Source organism: Elusimicrobiales bacterium, from assembly GCA_041651175.1.
Lineage (GTDB): Bacteria > Elusimicrobiota > Elusimicrobia > Elusimicrobiales > Elusimicrobiaceae > JAQTYB01.
In genome coordinates this window covers 93,126-107,915 of sequence record JBAZJT010000001.1, presented here as the reverse complement: position 1 = coordinate 107,915, position 14,790 = coordinate 93,126, and the positions used below count along the sequence as shown (strand labels likewise).

Genomic DNA, 14,790 nt, shown 5'->3' with positions numbered 1-14,790 from the left:
CGCAACCAACTGAAGCATTCAGGTTACCGGTAAATATAGAGATGGTAGCCGTACTTGTATTCCGGCATGGACGGCCAGTCCAGTTTCACTATGCGGGAACCGATTATTTTCGCGCCGTTTCCGGCGAAATACTCCTCGCTTTCCTTCAGCTTGCGCCGGGCCTCGGCCTCGGTTTTGCCTATGCCGCCGATATAGCCGATTTCTGGTCCGATATAGGCCATTTTCTGCGGCCCGTCCCTGCGGACGATATTCACGCCGGAAAGAATGTCGTAGTCAATATCCTCGCCCGCGGTCAACAGGCGCAGCAGAATTTCGTCCTTGGGTTTTTGCGCCGGTTTGGCAAGATAATACAGCGCGAAAGTGGGCCGCATCCCGGAAGTCCTGACCGGGAAATACTCCGCCGCGACAGGCAGGCCGTTTTTCGCCAGAACGGCTTTTATCTCGTCTTTGGCGGCGGCTATGCCGGCGTCGCTGCTGCCGTCGTATTTTAGTTTTTCGCCTATGAACCGGCGCAAAGCCAGCCCATCCGGCGAATCATAAGAGATAACCGCCAGGCCCGGGCTGAAACTGTCCGATTTTATCTTGAGCCCCGCGGCGGACAGCACCGCCGCGTGGCGCGCGTGAAACCGTTCATACTGCTCTTTTGTGTCGGGGTAGCCGATTACCGCCGTGCCGGTGCAATCCGCCAGGAGATAGAGATTTTTATCCGTAACCGGCATCGCGGGCTGCGCGCCGGTTTGGGGCGAAACGGCAGGCTCCGCCGAAAACTCCGCCGGGGGCGCCGCCTCCAGATTTATGACCGCTTTCGCCGCGGCGTAGGCCGCTGTTTCAGACGCCGGCGCGGACGGGGCCGCCAGCGCGGTGAAGATGAAAACCGGAATGATTTTTTTCATGTCAACCTCTCTGCCGAATTATACCAAAAATCGGCTTCAGCGGCGCTTTTCCCGTCGGAGAGCGGATTTATCCAAAAAGCCTTGACAAAGCCTTGAATCCGGTTATACTAAGTGTGCGGACCGGAACAGTCTCCCGCGGTTTTGACCAGCGGGAGCGCCCAAAGCCCCAAGAGGGGACCCCGGTCCGGACATTTGCGGCAGGGCCGGCGGACGGATTGCCCGCCGGTGCGAGAGGGAAGGGTTGTTTGACAATTCCGCATCGCAGCGCGTAGCGCGTCTTGCGCGGGGGGCAGGTTGCCTCCGCGGGGCGGCGCGGCGCAAAGCCTTACGGCGAGGTTGCGGCGCCCGCACTCTGTAGCGCGCGCCAGGCCGGTCCCGGCTGCGTTCGGCGCGGCCTTGAGCGGCCCGCCCCCGCCCGGTGCGGAACAGGGAGGTTGCAGACTGCGGTTGCCGTGGAAGTTTTGCGCCGGTGGGTAGCACGCGGGGCGTTTACGCGCGGAGGCAGCCGGCGCAGGGTGAGTGGTGAAGGAAGTTCTGTCCCGGCGGTGGCGCGGCGCGCCCTGCCGGGTTTTGTTTTATCCCGCCAGCGACAGAAGCCATAAAAATTCAGTGTTGCCGTGGACGCCTTTTATGGGGGAAGGGATAATTCCCCCGTCGCGCGCGTTGTGTTTTCCGGCAATTTCCGCGGCGAAAAAATTCCGCAGCCCGTCCGCCGCTTTCCGCCGCAGCTCATCCGACCTCACTATGCCGCCGGGAGCCTCCCTGCGCGAAAGCTCGAATTGCGGCTTTATCAGCGCCGCGGCCTGCGCAGGGCGCGCCAGCGCCGCCAGCACGGGGGGCAGCACCAGCCTCAGCGAGATGAAAGAGACGTCTATGGCTGCAAAAACCGGCTTTTCGGGGAATGCGTCCGGCGGCAGGAAGCGCGCATTGCAATCGCCCATGAAAACCACGCGCGGGTCGCGGGCCAGGCGGGAGTCCAACTGGCCCCTGCCTACATCCACCGCGTACACCCTGCTTGCGCCGGCCTGGAGCATGCAGTCCGTGAACCCGCCGGTGGAGGCTCCGATGTCGGCGCAGATTTTGCCGCGCACGTCCAGCCCGAACCCGTCCAGCGCGGCCTTTAGCTTTAGCCCCCCGCGCGAGACATACGGGCATTTCGCGCCGGCAAGTTCCAGAATATCGCCAGGGCGCACGGCGCGGCCCGCCTTGGTTTCCACCAGGCCGTTTAGCAGCACCTGCCCGGCCATCACGGCAGCAAGCGCCTTGCTGCGCGTTTCAAACATCCCGCGCGCCGCCAGCGCCGCATCCAGCCGCATTTTGGGCGGTCTTTCCATATATCCTATGCTATAAAATTTTGCACGGCCTGCTCCCTAAACAGCAAAAGCACGGCTTTTGCCGGGGAATTGCGGCTGGACGACGGAATTCGGCGGCGGAGAGCGCGGCATTCCTGTGCAGGGTTTTCCTTGCATACCGGACGGGTATGCCCGTCAAATTCTGCGGGGAGTGTCCGCGCCATTTGCCGTCCAGTGTTGGTGCTGCCAACTGCGGAAAATGGGCTGCAATAACCTGAAACTTTCAGGATAACGGCGGGGCCGCGCCCAAAAGCGCGGCCCCGTGATATGCGCAACCCGGCAATTCGCCTACATGCTGGACATTTCCATTGATTTCAGGAAGTCCTTGTTGGATTTGGTGGCGGTGAGTTTTTCCACCAGCAGTTCCATCGCGTCCACGGGGTTGAGCGGCGCAAGCACCTTGCGCAGTATCCAGACTTTATTAAGCTCGTCCTCGCTTAGCAGCAGTTCCTCTTTTCTGGTGGAGGTGCGGTTGATGTCCACGGCGGGGAATATGCGCCGGTCGGAGAGTTTGCGGTCCAGATAAACCTCCGAGTTGCCGGTGCCCTTGAATTCCTCGAATATAACCTCGTCCATCCTGCTGCCGGTTTCCACCAGCGAGGTGGCGATGATGGTGAGCGAGCCTCCCTCCTCCACATTGCGCGCCGCGCCGAAAAACCGCTTGGGCCGCTGCAGCGAGGTGGCTTCAAGCCCGCCTGAAAGCACGCGCCCGCTGGACGGGGTGATGGTATTAAACGCCCGCGCCAGCCGGGTGATGGAGTCCAGCAATATCACCACATGCTTTTTCTGCTCCACCATGCGCTTTGCTTTTTCCAGCACCATTTCGGAAACCTGCACGTGCCGGTCCGGCGGCTCGTCGAATGTGGAGGCTATGACTTCGCCGCGCACGGAGCGGCGCATGTCGGTAACCTCTTCGGGCCGCTCGTCTATGAGCAGCACCATAAGCACGATTTCCTTGTGGTTTGTGGTAAGCGCGTTGGCCAGCTTCTGGAGAATGATGGTCTTGCCGGTCTTGGGCGCGGCCACTATAAGCGCGCGCTGGCCCATGCCTATGGGCGAAATAAGGTCTATCACGCGGGTGGTAAGCTCGTTTTTAAGCGTTTCCAGTATAAAGCGCGAGTTGGGGTGCAGCGGGGTGAGGTTGTCAAACAGCGGGCGGTCCTTGATAGCCTCGGCGTCCACGCCGTTTACGCGGCGCACCTGCAGCATCGCGAAAAACCGCTCCCCTTCCTTGGGCGGGCGGATGAGGCCCTCCACCGAGTCGCCCTTGCGCAGCGTGAATTTCTTGATTTGGGACGGGGAGACATAAATGTCCTCCGGCCCGGAAAGATAGTTGTTCTCTGGCGAGCGCAGGAATCCGAACCCGTCCGGCAGTATTTCCAGCACGCCGCCGCCGTAGATGGAGCCGCTGGCCTTGGCCTGGGCTTCAAGAATCTTGCCTATCAGCTCCTGTTTTTTGAGGCCGGAAATGGAATCCACTTTATGTTCGGTGGCGATTCTGTTGAGGTCGGACACCGTCATCTTGGAAAGCATGATGACGTCCAGCGGTTTCTGCCCGTTGCCGCTGGCGGGGGCCTGCGGCTGCGGCGCCGGTGCCGGGGCTGGCATTTTTTTGATGTCTCTGGGGGTTTCCGGAGTTGTCTGGGGGGTTTCCGGCTTTGCTGCGGGGTCTTGGGTTTCTGGGCGGTTCTGCATTTAGCTGCTCCTTTGTTTGCCGTCCCGTCAGGGGCGGCTCGTCTTGAAAGGCCGTGGCCTGTCAAATTTTTATTGAAATCAGAGTCCGGTATAGTTCAGTTATTTTTGCTGCAAGCTCTTTCCTGCTGCCCGAATTGTCTATCACCACATCCGCCAGCGCGGCTTTGCGCTCCTGCGGAAACTGGGCTTTGTCCCTGGCGGAAAATTCCGCCTCGCTCCAGCCGCGCCTTATGGCGCGCTCAAGGCGCAGTTCCCGCTTTGCGCGCACGCACAGCGTTATATCGCATATCCGCTGCGCCTGCGCCTCAAAAAGAAGCGGAGCGTCAAAAACCGCAATGTCTCGCTTTGTGCTGCGGAGCGTCTTCAGAGATTCTATTATAACAATTGGGTGTACCTGCATTTCAAGCCATTTTTTAAGCGCCGGAGCGGAAAACACCCTGTCCGCCAGCCATTGCCGGTTCACGCTTCCGTCGGGGCGGAACGCTTTTTTGCCGAATTTGCGCCTTATTCCGGCGCAGGCGGCAGAGCCCGCCTCCAGCGCGAGTTTTGCCAGCGCGTCGGCGCAGACGACCTCCGCGCCCAGTTCCCGGAATACTTTGGCCGCCTCGCTTTTGCCGGAGGCGGGCGAGCCGGTCAGCCCCACAATCAGCGTTTTAGCCATTTGGAATAACGCTCCATCCTGCGTTTTTCGTTTTCCGTAAGCGATTCCTCGCCCCGGCTGGAGATTTTGTCCAGTATGCGGTCAATGTCGCTGTCTTCGGTTTTGACGCGGCGCACTGTTTCCGGCCCGCGCAGCAGCGCCAGCTTTCCGGCGATGGCGGGATGCCAGCGCAGGTAAATATATCCCGCCACCATCCCGCCCAGATGCGCCAGGTTTGCCGCCGCGCTTTTCTGCGGGTTGAAGCACATGGCCAGCTCCGCCGCGCCCAGAAGCAGCGCCATGTGCACGGCTTTCATCGGGAAAACGAACCAGGCGTATACCGGCATTTCCGGGAATTCCAGCGCGAACGCCGCCAGCAGCCCGAACACCACCCCCGACGCGCCCACCACCGGCATCGCGGAATGCGGCTCCGCCGCCGCGTGGCAGAGCCCCGCGCTTATGCCGGTTATGGCGCAGTAAACCAGAAATTTCCGCGTTCCCCAGAAGCCTTCAAACATCGCGCCGAAAGTCCAGACCATGAAGCCGTTTATCAGCAAATGCCAGAAGCCGCCGTGCATGAATATGTAGGTTATGAACTGCCACAGCCACAGCCGCCCCAGCGCGAAGGCGGGCGACAATCCCAGTACCAGCTCCGCCCTGAAGCCGAATGCCAGGAAAATGATATAGCCGCAGAACATCAGCAGCAGCCCCCAGCGCGTCGCCGGGGGGAGATTGTGGTAAATGGTTTGCGCCAGCCTCATGCCGCCCCCGCCGCGGTTGTCATAGCGGTTTCATCCCGCTCCAGGTTTTGCCGGATTTGAGGTCCACGGAAAGCGGGACTTTCAGTGTGTATGCGCTTTCCATCAGCTGCTTTATCCGCGGCGCAAGGCGCGGCAGGTCGCCTTCCGGAATTTCAAAAAGCAGCTCATCATGCACTTGCAGCGTCATCACTGCTTTTTCGCCCGCCAGCAGCTTGTCCACCGCCAGCATGGCTTTTTTTATTATATCCGCCGAGCCGCCCTGTATGACGGTGTTTACCGCCGCGCGCCTGGCAAACGCCGCCGCGGCGTTGCTGGCCGACGAAATCTCCGGCAGCCGGCGGATGCGGCCGCTCATCGTGCGCACGAAACCGTCGCGCGCGGCAGCGGTTACGGCGGAGTCTATCCAGCTTTTGACGCCGCCGTATGTCTCAAAATAATGGTCTATGTATTTCTGCGCTTCAGTGCGGGGGATGCCAAGCTGCGCCGCCAGCGCCTGCGCGCCCTGCCCGTAGACTATGCCGAAATTGATGGCTTTGGCGGCGCGGCGCATGTCTGCGCTCACCAGTTCCGGCGCGGCGTTGAAAACCTCCGCCGCCGTGCGCAGATGAATGTCCCCGCCGGAATTGAACGCCGCGCACAGCGCATTGTCCCCGCTTTCGTGTGCCAGCACGCGCAGGTCTATCTGGGAATAATCGGCGGAGAGCAGGACTTTGCCCTCCCCCGCGCGGAACGCGCCGCGCACCGCCTGCGCGCCCTCGCCCCGGACGGGGATATTCTGCAAATTCGGATGCAGGCTGGACAGCCGCCCCGTCGCCGTCCCCGTCTGGTCAAAGCGGGTGTGGACCCGCCCGTTTTCCGACAGGGCGGTAAGATTGTCAACATAAGTGGATTTCAGCTTGGCCGCCTCGCGGTATTCCAGCAGCAGCGGCACTACGGGGTGCGCCCCGCTTATGGCGGAAAGGGATTCCTCGTCCGTGGACCAGCCGGTTTTGGTCTTTCTGCCGGATTTAAGCCCCAGCCGCTCAAAAAGCAGCGCGGCGATTTGCTTGGGCGAGTTGGGATTTATCTCCATGCCGGCGGAAAAGTTTATGTCTTTGTGCAAAACCTCCATCCGGGCGGAGAGCCGTTTGCCCGCCGCCTCCAGCGCGGAAACATCCACCGCCGCGCCCGCCGCCTCCATGCGCGCCAGCACGGGGATAAGCGGCAGCTCCATTTCGCGGTACAGCGGCTCCACCCCTTCCGCCGCCATTTTATCGCGCAGTGTTTGCGCCAGCGCGCGGATGTGCATATTCTCCATGACCAGCTTGTCCGGCGAGGCTGAAAAAAGCCCGTCCTCCGCCTTCGGCGAAGTGATAATGATGCCGGCATATTCGGCGGCCAGCGCGGCAAAGCCGTAATCGCCTAGCGAGGGATTCACGCACCATGCCGCCAATGCAGTGTCAAGACAGTTCAGCGGGCATGGCGCAAGGGCGGCCTCGCGCATGGCTTCCTTTATATAGTGGCCCAGCTTCAGCGCGGACGAATCCGACAGGGCGCGCGAAAGCGCGGCGCGGTCCGCCTCCGTCAGTCCGGCAAGCGGCTTGAAGGCGCAGTCCGTTTCCGAAAATCCCACAAGGACGCCGCCGCCTCCGGCCTGGAAATAAAATTCTTTCGCGGACATCAGCTTTTCCAGCGCGGCGTCCCAGCCGCCGGGTTTGGGAATATCCGCGCCTGAGGCCGCCGCGCCCGTCCGCGCCAGCGACAGCAAATCCCTGAGCTCAAACCGTCTGGCCAGCCCGGCCAGCGCCTCCGCCGGCGCGGGGGAGACCGCGAAATCCTCTATCCCGCCGATTGGGCAGCCGTTGTCGATTGTAACCAGTTGTTTGGAGAGTTTTGCCTCCGCCTCATGTGCCAGCAGCTTTCCGGCGGCGGACGGCTCCATCTCCCCGGCGCGGGCTTTTTCCAGCATGTTTTCCAGCGAGCCGAATTCGGAGACCAGCTTCGCGGCGGTTTTGGGGCCTATGCCGGCCACGCCGGGGACATTGTCGGATGAATCGCCTGTGAGCGCGAAATAATCCGTCAGCAGCGCGGGCGCAATGCCGTATTTCTGCGTTACGTAATCGGCGCCGCGCGGCGGGGTATTGTCGCCCGGCCAGAATTCCACGCCCTCGCGGGCGAGCTGGTAAATATCCTTGTCGGAGGATACTATCACCGCCGCGGCACCGCCGGCGGCGGCGGCCTTTGCGGCGCAGGCTATCAAATCGTCGGCCTCGTAGCCGGGCAGGGCCAGTATTTTAAGCCCCAGCCCCTGCGCCAGTTCGCGCGCGGCGGCAAGCTGCGAAACGAGGGCCGGGTCGGTTTTCGGGCGGTTGGCCTTGTAGGCGGAAAACATCCCGTGCCGGAAGGTGGGGCCGGGGGAGTCAAAACAGACGGCCATGTAATCCGGCTTTTTCTCGCGCAGTATTTTAAGCAGCAGGCGGGTGAAACCGAACAGCGCGCCCACCTCCTCGCCGGAGGAGGCGGTGAATTTCGGCAGCGCGTGGAAGAATCTGTGCAGGAAGCCGTGCGCGTCTATTATGTAAAAGTTTTTTTTCACTTCATCATCGCGGGCAGGATTGTGTCAAGCTCCGAATCCATGGCGGGGGAGTATCCCACCCAGGTTTTCCGAATTGTTCCGTCTTTGTCCACCAGAATAGACGTGGGTGTTCCCCTCACGCCGTAGAGCCGCGCAACCGCGCCGTCCCCGTCCAGCGCCAGCGGGTATTTCAGCCCGTTGCGCGAGCCGTATTCCGCCACGTCCGCCGCGGGATCGGCTATGCTGACAGCTATTACGGAAAGCCCCTTCCCGCCGTATTTGTCCTGCAGGGCGTTAAGCAGCGGCACCATGTACCTGCACGCGCCGCAATACACAGACCAGAACACCACCAGCACCGGCCCGCCCGCCTCCGCCGCCTGGAGATGCAGGCTTGCGCCGCGTGGCGAGTTCAGCGCGAAATCCGGCGCCTTCCTGCCTGCCGGCGCTTCCCCGCCGGAGCAGCCCGCCGCCAGAACTGCGGCCAGAAGAATTATCCTATAAAAGCGCATCAAGCTGCTTTTTCAGCTCGGCCTTGGATTGCAGCCCCACAAGCTGCGCGGCCACCTTGCCGTCCTTGAACAGCATCACGGTGGGAATGGCGGTTATGCGGTAGGAGGAGGCGATATTGGGATTCTCGTCGGTGTTGACCTTGCCGATTTTGATTTTGCCGGCGTATTCCGCGGCCAGCTCGCCCACCACGGGGGCCAGCATCCGGCAGGGGCCGCACCAGGGCGCCCAGAAATCCGCCATGACCGGTATGGCGCTTTTTATAACCTCTTCCTGAAAATTGGCGTCGGTGAACTGAACTTCGCTCATAGCAATGCCTCCTGAATGTGATGGAATGCCCGGACGCAGAAAAGGGTAGCAGGTTTGCGTTTTAGTGTCAAGGCTTGCTATGATTTCGCTTATGGGACCGCGCACCGCCAGAATCAGGCTTTCAGCTTTTGCGGAATACTTCTACGGCAAATCTTACCGCCCGCAGAAGCGCGGGCTTTCCAGCGTTCATCAGACGATATTCGTGTTGTTTCTGCTGCTTGCCGCCATTGTCTGGCGGGACAGCGACCTGCTCGTCTATCCGCAGGCGGCGTATGTGTTTGCGGCTTTTCTGGTGTCCAATATCGCCACCAATTACATCCTCACCAAATACCGGCTCTACTACTGGATGGTGGACGCGATGGTTGTGTGGAACTGCGTCTGCATAACCGGGCTGGTGCGCTATTCCGGCGGGCTGCATTCCTACCTGTGGGTGCTGTATCTGCTGCCTATTTTCACGGCGGCGATACTGATGTCCGTCAGGCAGCTGGCGATGACGGTTTTCCTGGCCGCGGCGGGCGCGGCGTCTTTCTACTCCGGCTCTTTCAGCACCTGGGATTCAGATGTGGCGTTTGAGCTGGCCAGCAAAATCGCACTGATGTTTTTGGGCGCTTTCCTGATGCACAGCCTGGCCTCGGAGCGCGACAGGGCCGAACATGCCCTGGATTCGGAGCGCGAGAAGCTGGACCAGCTTTCCTACGAGGTAGCCCAGCAGAATCTGGAAACCGTGAAAAACATGGACATGGTGGAGATGGGCAGGCGCGCCTCCGGCGTGGTGCACGACCTGGGAACGCCGGTTACGGTCATTCTGGGCAGCGCGCGGCTGCTGCTTGCCCAGGAGGAAACCCCCTCAAAAGCGGACATAAGACGCATACTGGACGCCGCCGTCCTTTGCCGCGACATACTCTCCAGCGCCATGCATGTGGCCAAAGGGGAGGAATACAAGTTTGAAAGTCTTGACCTGGGCGAGCCGCTGGAATCCGCCATCGCGATAGCGGAGCCGATACTGTCGGCCTCCAATACGGAGTTTGTCCGCGTCCTGGACGCGCGTTCCGCGCGGGTGCGCGGCAGCAGGATACATTTGCAGCGGCTGTTCCTGAACCTGCTGATGAATTCAAAAAACGTTCTCAAAAACGGCGGCAGCGTGAAGGTTTCCTCCTCCTGCCAGCCGGATAAGCATATCGCGGAAGTGGTTTTTGACGACAGCGGCCCCGGTTTTCCCGCCCAGTTGCTGGCCGAGGGGCCCAAACCGTTTGTTACCGGCAGGGCCGCCTCCGGCGGCACGGGGCTGGGGCTTGTGGTCTGCAAGGAGATAGCGGAGAGGCATGGCGGCTCGCTTGCCCTGTCAAACCGGCTGCTGGGCGGCGCGCGGGTTACGGTGCGGCTGCCGCTTGCGGCGGCGTGCGCTCAGCCCGCGGAGAACCAGCCGCGCCAGGACAGCAGCAAAATCAGCGCGCCCAGCCCCAATCTGTAATACACAAACGGCCTCAGGCTGTGCCTGCGCAGAAACCCCATCAGAAAACTGACCGCCAGCCAGCCGCCTGCAAGCGAGGCGGCAAACGCCGCCGCGAAGGCGCCGTCCAGCATCGCGGGCGTGATGTGCCGCAACTGCAGAACCGCCGCCCCGGCCAGCACCGGAACCGAGAACAAAAATGAAATCCGCGCCGCCTCGGCGCGCGAAAACCCCAGCAGCAACGCCGCCGTTATGGTAATGCCGGAGCGAGAAACTCCCGGCGCCAGCGCCAGCGCCTGCGCCGAGCCGATGACAAGCGCGGTTTTAAGCGAAAGAGCGGATTTGCCGCCCTCCGATGCCCTCCTGTCCGCCAGGTATAGGATAACCGCAAATATCATCAGCATGACGGCGATAAGCCAGGGCGCGCGGAACGCCATTTCGGCCTTTTTTTCCAGCAGCAGCCCGGCTATCGCGGCGGGAACGGTTCCCGCCGCCAGCAGCCACAGCGTCCCGCCTTCGGGCGAGCGCGGGGCTTGCAGGCCGCGCGATATTATCACGGCCCAGTCCTTGCGGAAATATATAAGCAGCGCTATCAGAGTGCCCAGATGCAGCATCACGTCGTAGGCGAGTCCCTGATACTGCCAGTGGAAAATATCCGGCACAAGCGCCAGATGGGCCGAACTTGATATGGGCAGGAATTCCCCGAACCCCTGCACCAGCCCCAGCACGACGGCTTTTATCATCAGACTTCCTCCAGAATAAGCCCATTCTCCGCAGTTGGATTGCGGAATGCGGCGGTGGCTGGCGGGACATTTCTGCGCGGAATTTTCCTTGCATACCCGCCGGGACCGGCCTATTTTCCTATATCCTCGTTCCAGAGCTGCGGCTTTTCCCGGATGAAACCGGCCATAATGTCCCTGCACTCCGGCAGGTCCAGGTTTATCAGCCTGACGCCGCGCTTTTTTGACCAGGCTTCGGGGCCTTTGAAGGTTTTGTTCTCGCCTATCACCACGGTCGGGATTTTGTAGAGCAGTATGGCGCCGGTGCACATGTCGCAGGGCGAAAGCGTGGAATAAATCGCGCATTTCTTATAGTCTTTCGCCGGCAGCCGGCCCGCGTTTTCAAGGCAGTCCATCTCGGCGTGCAGAATGGCGGATTTTTTCTGGACGCGGCGGTTATGCCCGCGCCCTATTATCCTGCCGCCCTTGACCAGCACCGCGCCTATGGGGATGCCCCCCTCGCGCAGGCCTTTGCGCGCCTCTTTGATTGCCTCTTTCATGAATTTAAGGTGTTTTTTCATATATTGCCTCCTGTATAAGTACTGTCCCATGCGGTTGGCCGCAGTCGCGGTTCAGGCAAGGAGACATGCGCGCGGCGATACTGTCCGTATGCAAGCGCACGGCGACGCCGCATCAACCGCGAATGCGGCCAACCCCTGAGGGGCGGTCCGCAACAGGGCCTTGCGCGTCGTTGTGGCCGCTTGGAGTGTTCACGGCACGCCTGCGCGTCCACGCCTAGCGCAAGGCTCTGTTGCGGACCGCCGCATAGGACATTACTCATACAGGAGGCAATAGCTCCGCGGGATTTAGTTTTTTGATGAATTCCAGCGCGTCTTTTATGGTTTTGACCTTGCCGTCCACCTGGGCGAGGCTTAACTCCTCCAGCGCGCGGCCCACCGCCCTGCCGGGGCCTATGCCCAGCGTCTTCATAACCGTATTGCCGTCTATGATTTTCTGCGGCGCTATTTTCTGCGGCTGGGTGAAATAGAGCCGCAGCATGTGATAGACAAGCTGCAAATGCCGCAGGGTTTTGCGCGGGCCGGTGCGCGGCATTTTGCGCGCCAGCGGCGGCGGCGTTTGCGACGACTGCGGCAGCAGCTTTTCCAGCGCGGGGTAAGACAGATAGGCCGCATAATCCGCCCAGCACAACATCAGCAGCGTCAGGGCCGCCTCCCCCGAATCGCGGAAGAAGCGGTAGACCGCGCGGTCTGTTATTTCCGCGTTGGAGGCCAGATGCCCGGGCCGTAAATGCCCGGATATGGCGGCGCAGACAAGCCGGGTATGCGCGTTGCTGAATTTAAGACGGCGCAAAACCTCTTCGGCTATGCGGGCGCCTTTTTCCTCGTGCAGGAAAAACCGGAGCCTGCCGCCTATCATTTTTGCGGTGGCGGGCTTGGCTATGTCGTGCAGCAGGGCGGTTAGCTTGAGAAGCGCGGCGTCGGCGGGGAGCCGGAATTCCGGGAAAACCGCGCCCGCGTTCTCCAGCAGGTATTCCGCGCGGTCAACAACAGCCAGAGTGTGCCTGAGGACGCCGCCTTTGCCGTAATAAACGACGGCGCATTTGCGCTGGGCTTCCAGTTCCGGGAAAACCGCCGCCAGCAGGCCGGCCTTGTCCATCTGCTCCAGCCGTTTTTTTGCGCCTTTGGCCGCCAGCAGCCGCAACAGTTCGTCCCGTATCCGCTCTCCGGCGGAGCGGGAGACTAGTTTATGCTCCCGCTTTATCATGGCAACCGTTTTCGGGGCTATTGAAAAATCCAGTTCCGCCGCCGCGCGGAAGGCGCGCAGCAGCCTGAGGGGGTCGTCTTTTAAAATATCCGGGCCGGTCGCGTTTACAAGCCGTTTTTTTATATCGGCCCGCGCGCCCAGCGGGTCCAGCACGGCGGCGGGGTCAAGGCCGGTTATCCGTATGCCGCCTTCCGCCGGGGCCAGCGAAAACGGCGCGCGGGCCGGATACGCGGCGGCGTTGATTGTGAAATCCCGGCGGCGCAGGTCGGCCTCTATATCGGCGCCCTGGAAATCCGACACGTCTATTTGCAGCGGGTACGGCTTGCGCCCGGCCACGCGGTAGACGCCGGTTTCCTCGTCCAGCGGAAAACAGCTTCCGCAAAGCGATTTCGCCAGCGACTGCGCCGCTTTGCGCGCGCGCCCCGCGGGAACGGCGATATCTATATCCGGCGAGACGCGCCCCATCTCCGCGTCGCGCACCGCGCCGCCCACCAGCCAGCAGCCGCCCAGCCCGGAGATTGCGGCTTCCGGTTTCATGCGGCTCCGAACGAGTTCAGCTTTTCCGCCTCGCGGCGGCGCAGGTCGCGCTTTAGGATTTTGTTAAGCGTGTTTTTTGGCATGGCTTCCAGAATTTCCACGTCGCGCGGGCGTTTGTAGGGGTCCAGCCGGGAGCGCAGGAATTTCAGTATGTCGTGCTTGTCCGCCGGCGCGCCGGGCTTTATGGTGACAAAGCACTTGATAAGCTCCTCGCCGTACTCGTCCGGCACGCCGATTACGGCGGCCTCCGCCACGGCGGGATGCTCGTGCGCCACGGCCTCCACCTGCGCGGGGTAGACCTTTAGGCCTTTGACTATTATCATGTCCTTCTTGCGGTCGCGGATGAAAAGGAAACCCTCGCCGTCCAGCAGGCCGATGTCGCCGGTTTTGAACCAGCCGTCCGCGGTGAGCATTTCTTTTGTCGCCTGCCGGTTGCCGTGGTAGCCGCGCGTCACGTTGGGGCCGCGCACGCAGATTTCGCCCTCGCGGTCATGGGGAAGAGTCCGTTCCGCCTCGTCAACGATTTTCACCTGCACGCCCGGCACCGGCCTGCCGACCGAGCCGCGCTTTCTCCCGTGCGGATGGTTGGCGGAGACTATGGGGGCCGTTTCCGTAAGCCCGTAGCCTTCAAACAGGCTTATGCCCAGTGTGTCTTCAAAATGTTTGTGCACCGCCGCGCTTAAAGGCGCCGCGCCGGAAAAGCAGCAGCGCACCCGCCGGAAAGCCCAATGCTGCATGTAGAGCCTGGCCAGGCCCCTGGCCTCTTTGGCGATAACCGAAAATATCTGCGGCACGCCCACCATTATGGACACGCCTTCCCTTCCCATCGTGTAAAGCCAGGGCTTGGCCGGGGCTATGCGCGGCGTTATCACGGTTTTGCCTCCGGTAAGCAGCGGAATCAGCGCGGTAACCGTGAACGCGAAGGTGTGGAACAGCGGCAGCAGGCAAAGGAAAACGTCGGTTTTGTCCACATGAAAGGTATGCGCTGCGGAGCGGGTGTTGCTGAGCAGATTTTTATGCGTCAGAATGACGCCCTTGGGATGTCCCGTGGTGCCGGAGGTGTAGAGCAGGGTTGCCGTGTCGTCCGGCAGGACCTCAAGCCGGTTGATGTCGTGGTGATGGGGCGCGGTTTTCACCTTGTGCCAGAAATCCAGCGCGTGGCGCGGCGGCGAGTCTATGGCCAGCACATGGCAGAATTCCCCCGCAGCGCCCGCCAGTTCAAGATACGGCGCCGCGAATTCCGAGGAGGTTACCGCCGCTTTCGCGCCGCTGTCTTTAAGGATAAATTCAATTTCGCCGCGGCGGGTTATCATGAAATTCACCGGCACGGACGCCGCGCCAATTCTGGCCAGCGCGAACTGGGCTATCAGGAATTCCGCGCAGTTGCGCAGGACAATGGCGGCCTTGTCGCCTTTGCGGAGGCCGAGCTGCCAGAACATATCCGCCGCGCGGTCCGAGGCCATCAGCAGCTCATGATAGGTCCAGCGGCGGTTTTCCTCTATAAGCGCCTCGGAATCCGGCGAAAGCGTCGCCCTGTGAAGAAGCGCCTGGTACAGTGTGGTGATTTCCCTCATAAGTCGGACAAAAT

At 61.4% G+C, this 14,790-nt stretch carries 12 protein-coding genes and 1 pseudogene; 1 reads left to right on the top strand and 12 read right to left on the bottom strand.

The genetic code is table 11. The features are described 5' to 3' along the window. Window positions 1–23 precede the first annotated feature (23 nt). The 8 genes and pseudogenes from WC421_00525 to trxA form a co-directional block, all read right to left on the bottom strand. Entirely contained in the window at window positions 24–893 is an 870-nt protein-coding gene (locus WC421_00525) for a hypothetical protein (GenBank protein ID MFA5160708.1), read from the bottom strand. Between the two features lie 575 nt (window positions 894–1,468). Then, entirely contained in the window at window positions 1,469–2,227 is a 759-nt protein-coding gene (locus WC421_00520) for a TlyA family RNA methyltransferase (protein ID MFA5160707.1), read from the bottom strand. Between the two features lie 306 nt (window positions 2,228–2,533). Then, window positions 2,534–3,811, bottom strand: a pseudogene (gene rho / locus WC421_00515) (transcription termination factor Rho). Window positions 3,812–4,001: 190 nt separating this feature from the next. Beyond that, window positions 4,002–4,601, bottom strand: coding sequence for a dephospho-CoA kinase (gene coaE / locus WC421_00510; GenBank protein ID MFA5160706.1), 600 nt, complete (start codon window positions 4,599–4,601; stop codon window positions 4,002–4,004). After that, a complete protein-coding gene (locus WC421_00505; protein MFA5160705.1) occupies window positions 4,586–5,341 on the bottom strand; it encodes a rhomboid family intramembrane serine protease in 756 nt (251 codons plus the stop codon). The genes coaE and WC421_00505 overlap by 16 nt, the downstream gene beginning before the upstream one ends. Window positions 5,342–5,360: 19 nt before the next feature. Further along, a complete protein-coding gene (gene polA / locus WC421_00500) occupies window positions 5,361–7,916 on the bottom strand; it encodes a DNA polymerase I (protein MFA5160704.1) in 2,556 nt (851 codons plus the stop codon). Continuing rightward, on the bottom strand, window positions 7,913–8,404 hold the full coding sequence (locus WC421_00495; GenBank protein MFA5160703.1) for a TlpA disulfide reductase family protein: 492 nt from the start codon (window positions 8,402–8,404) through the stop codon (window positions 7,913–7,915). The genes polA and WC421_00495 overlap by 4 nt, the downstream gene beginning before the upstream one ends. After that, window positions 8,391–8,711, bottom strand: coding sequence for a thioredoxin (gene trxA / locus WC421_00490; protein ID MFA5160702.1), 321 nt, complete (start codon window positions 8,709–8,711; stop codon window positions 8,391–8,393). The genes WC421_00495 and trxA overlap by 14 nt, the downstream gene beginning before the upstream one ends. Window positions 8,712–8,802: 91 nt before the next feature. Here trxA and WC421_00485 point away from each other — a divergent pair, with 91 nt between their 5' ends. Next, complete coding sequence (locus tag WC421_00485; protein ID MFA5160701.1) at window positions 8,803–10,182, top strand: HAMP domain-containing sensor histidine kinase; 1,380 nt, start codon at window positions 8,803–8,805, stop codon at window positions 10,180–10,182. Here the strand turns inward: WC421_00485 and WC421_00480 are convergent. The 4 genes from WC421_00480 to WC421_00465 form a co-directional block, all read right to left on the bottom strand. Then, window positions 10,116–10,904 (bottom strand): undecaprenyl-diphosphate phosphatase, encoded by a 789-nt coding sequence (locus WC421_00480; GenBank protein MFA5160700.1) that lies wholly within the window; start codon window positions 10,902–10,904, stop codon window positions 10,116–10,118. The genes WC421_00485 and WC421_00480 overlap by 67 nt on opposite strands. A gap of 110 nt (window positions 10,905–11,014) precedes the next feature. Continuing rightward, a complete protein-coding gene (locus WC421_00475; protein MFA5160699.1) occupies window positions 11,015–11,461 on the bottom strand; it encodes a nucleoside deaminase in 447 nt (148 codons plus the stop codon). Between the two features lie 256 nt (window positions 11,462–11,717). Next, on the bottom strand, window positions 11,718–13,202 hold the full coding sequence (locus WC421_00470) for an HD domain-containing protein (protein ID MFA5160698.1): 1,485 nt from the start codon (window positions 13,200–13,202) through the stop codon (window positions 11,718–11,720). Further along, window positions 13,199–14,776, bottom strand: a complete 1,578-nt coding sequence (locus tag WC421_00465; protein MFA5160697.1) for an AMP-binding protein — start codon at window positions 14,774–14,776, stop codon at window positions 13,199–13,201. Before WC421_00465 ends, WC421_00470 begins: the two co-directional genes overlap by 4 nt. Window positions 14,777–14,790 lie beyond the last annotated feature (14 nt).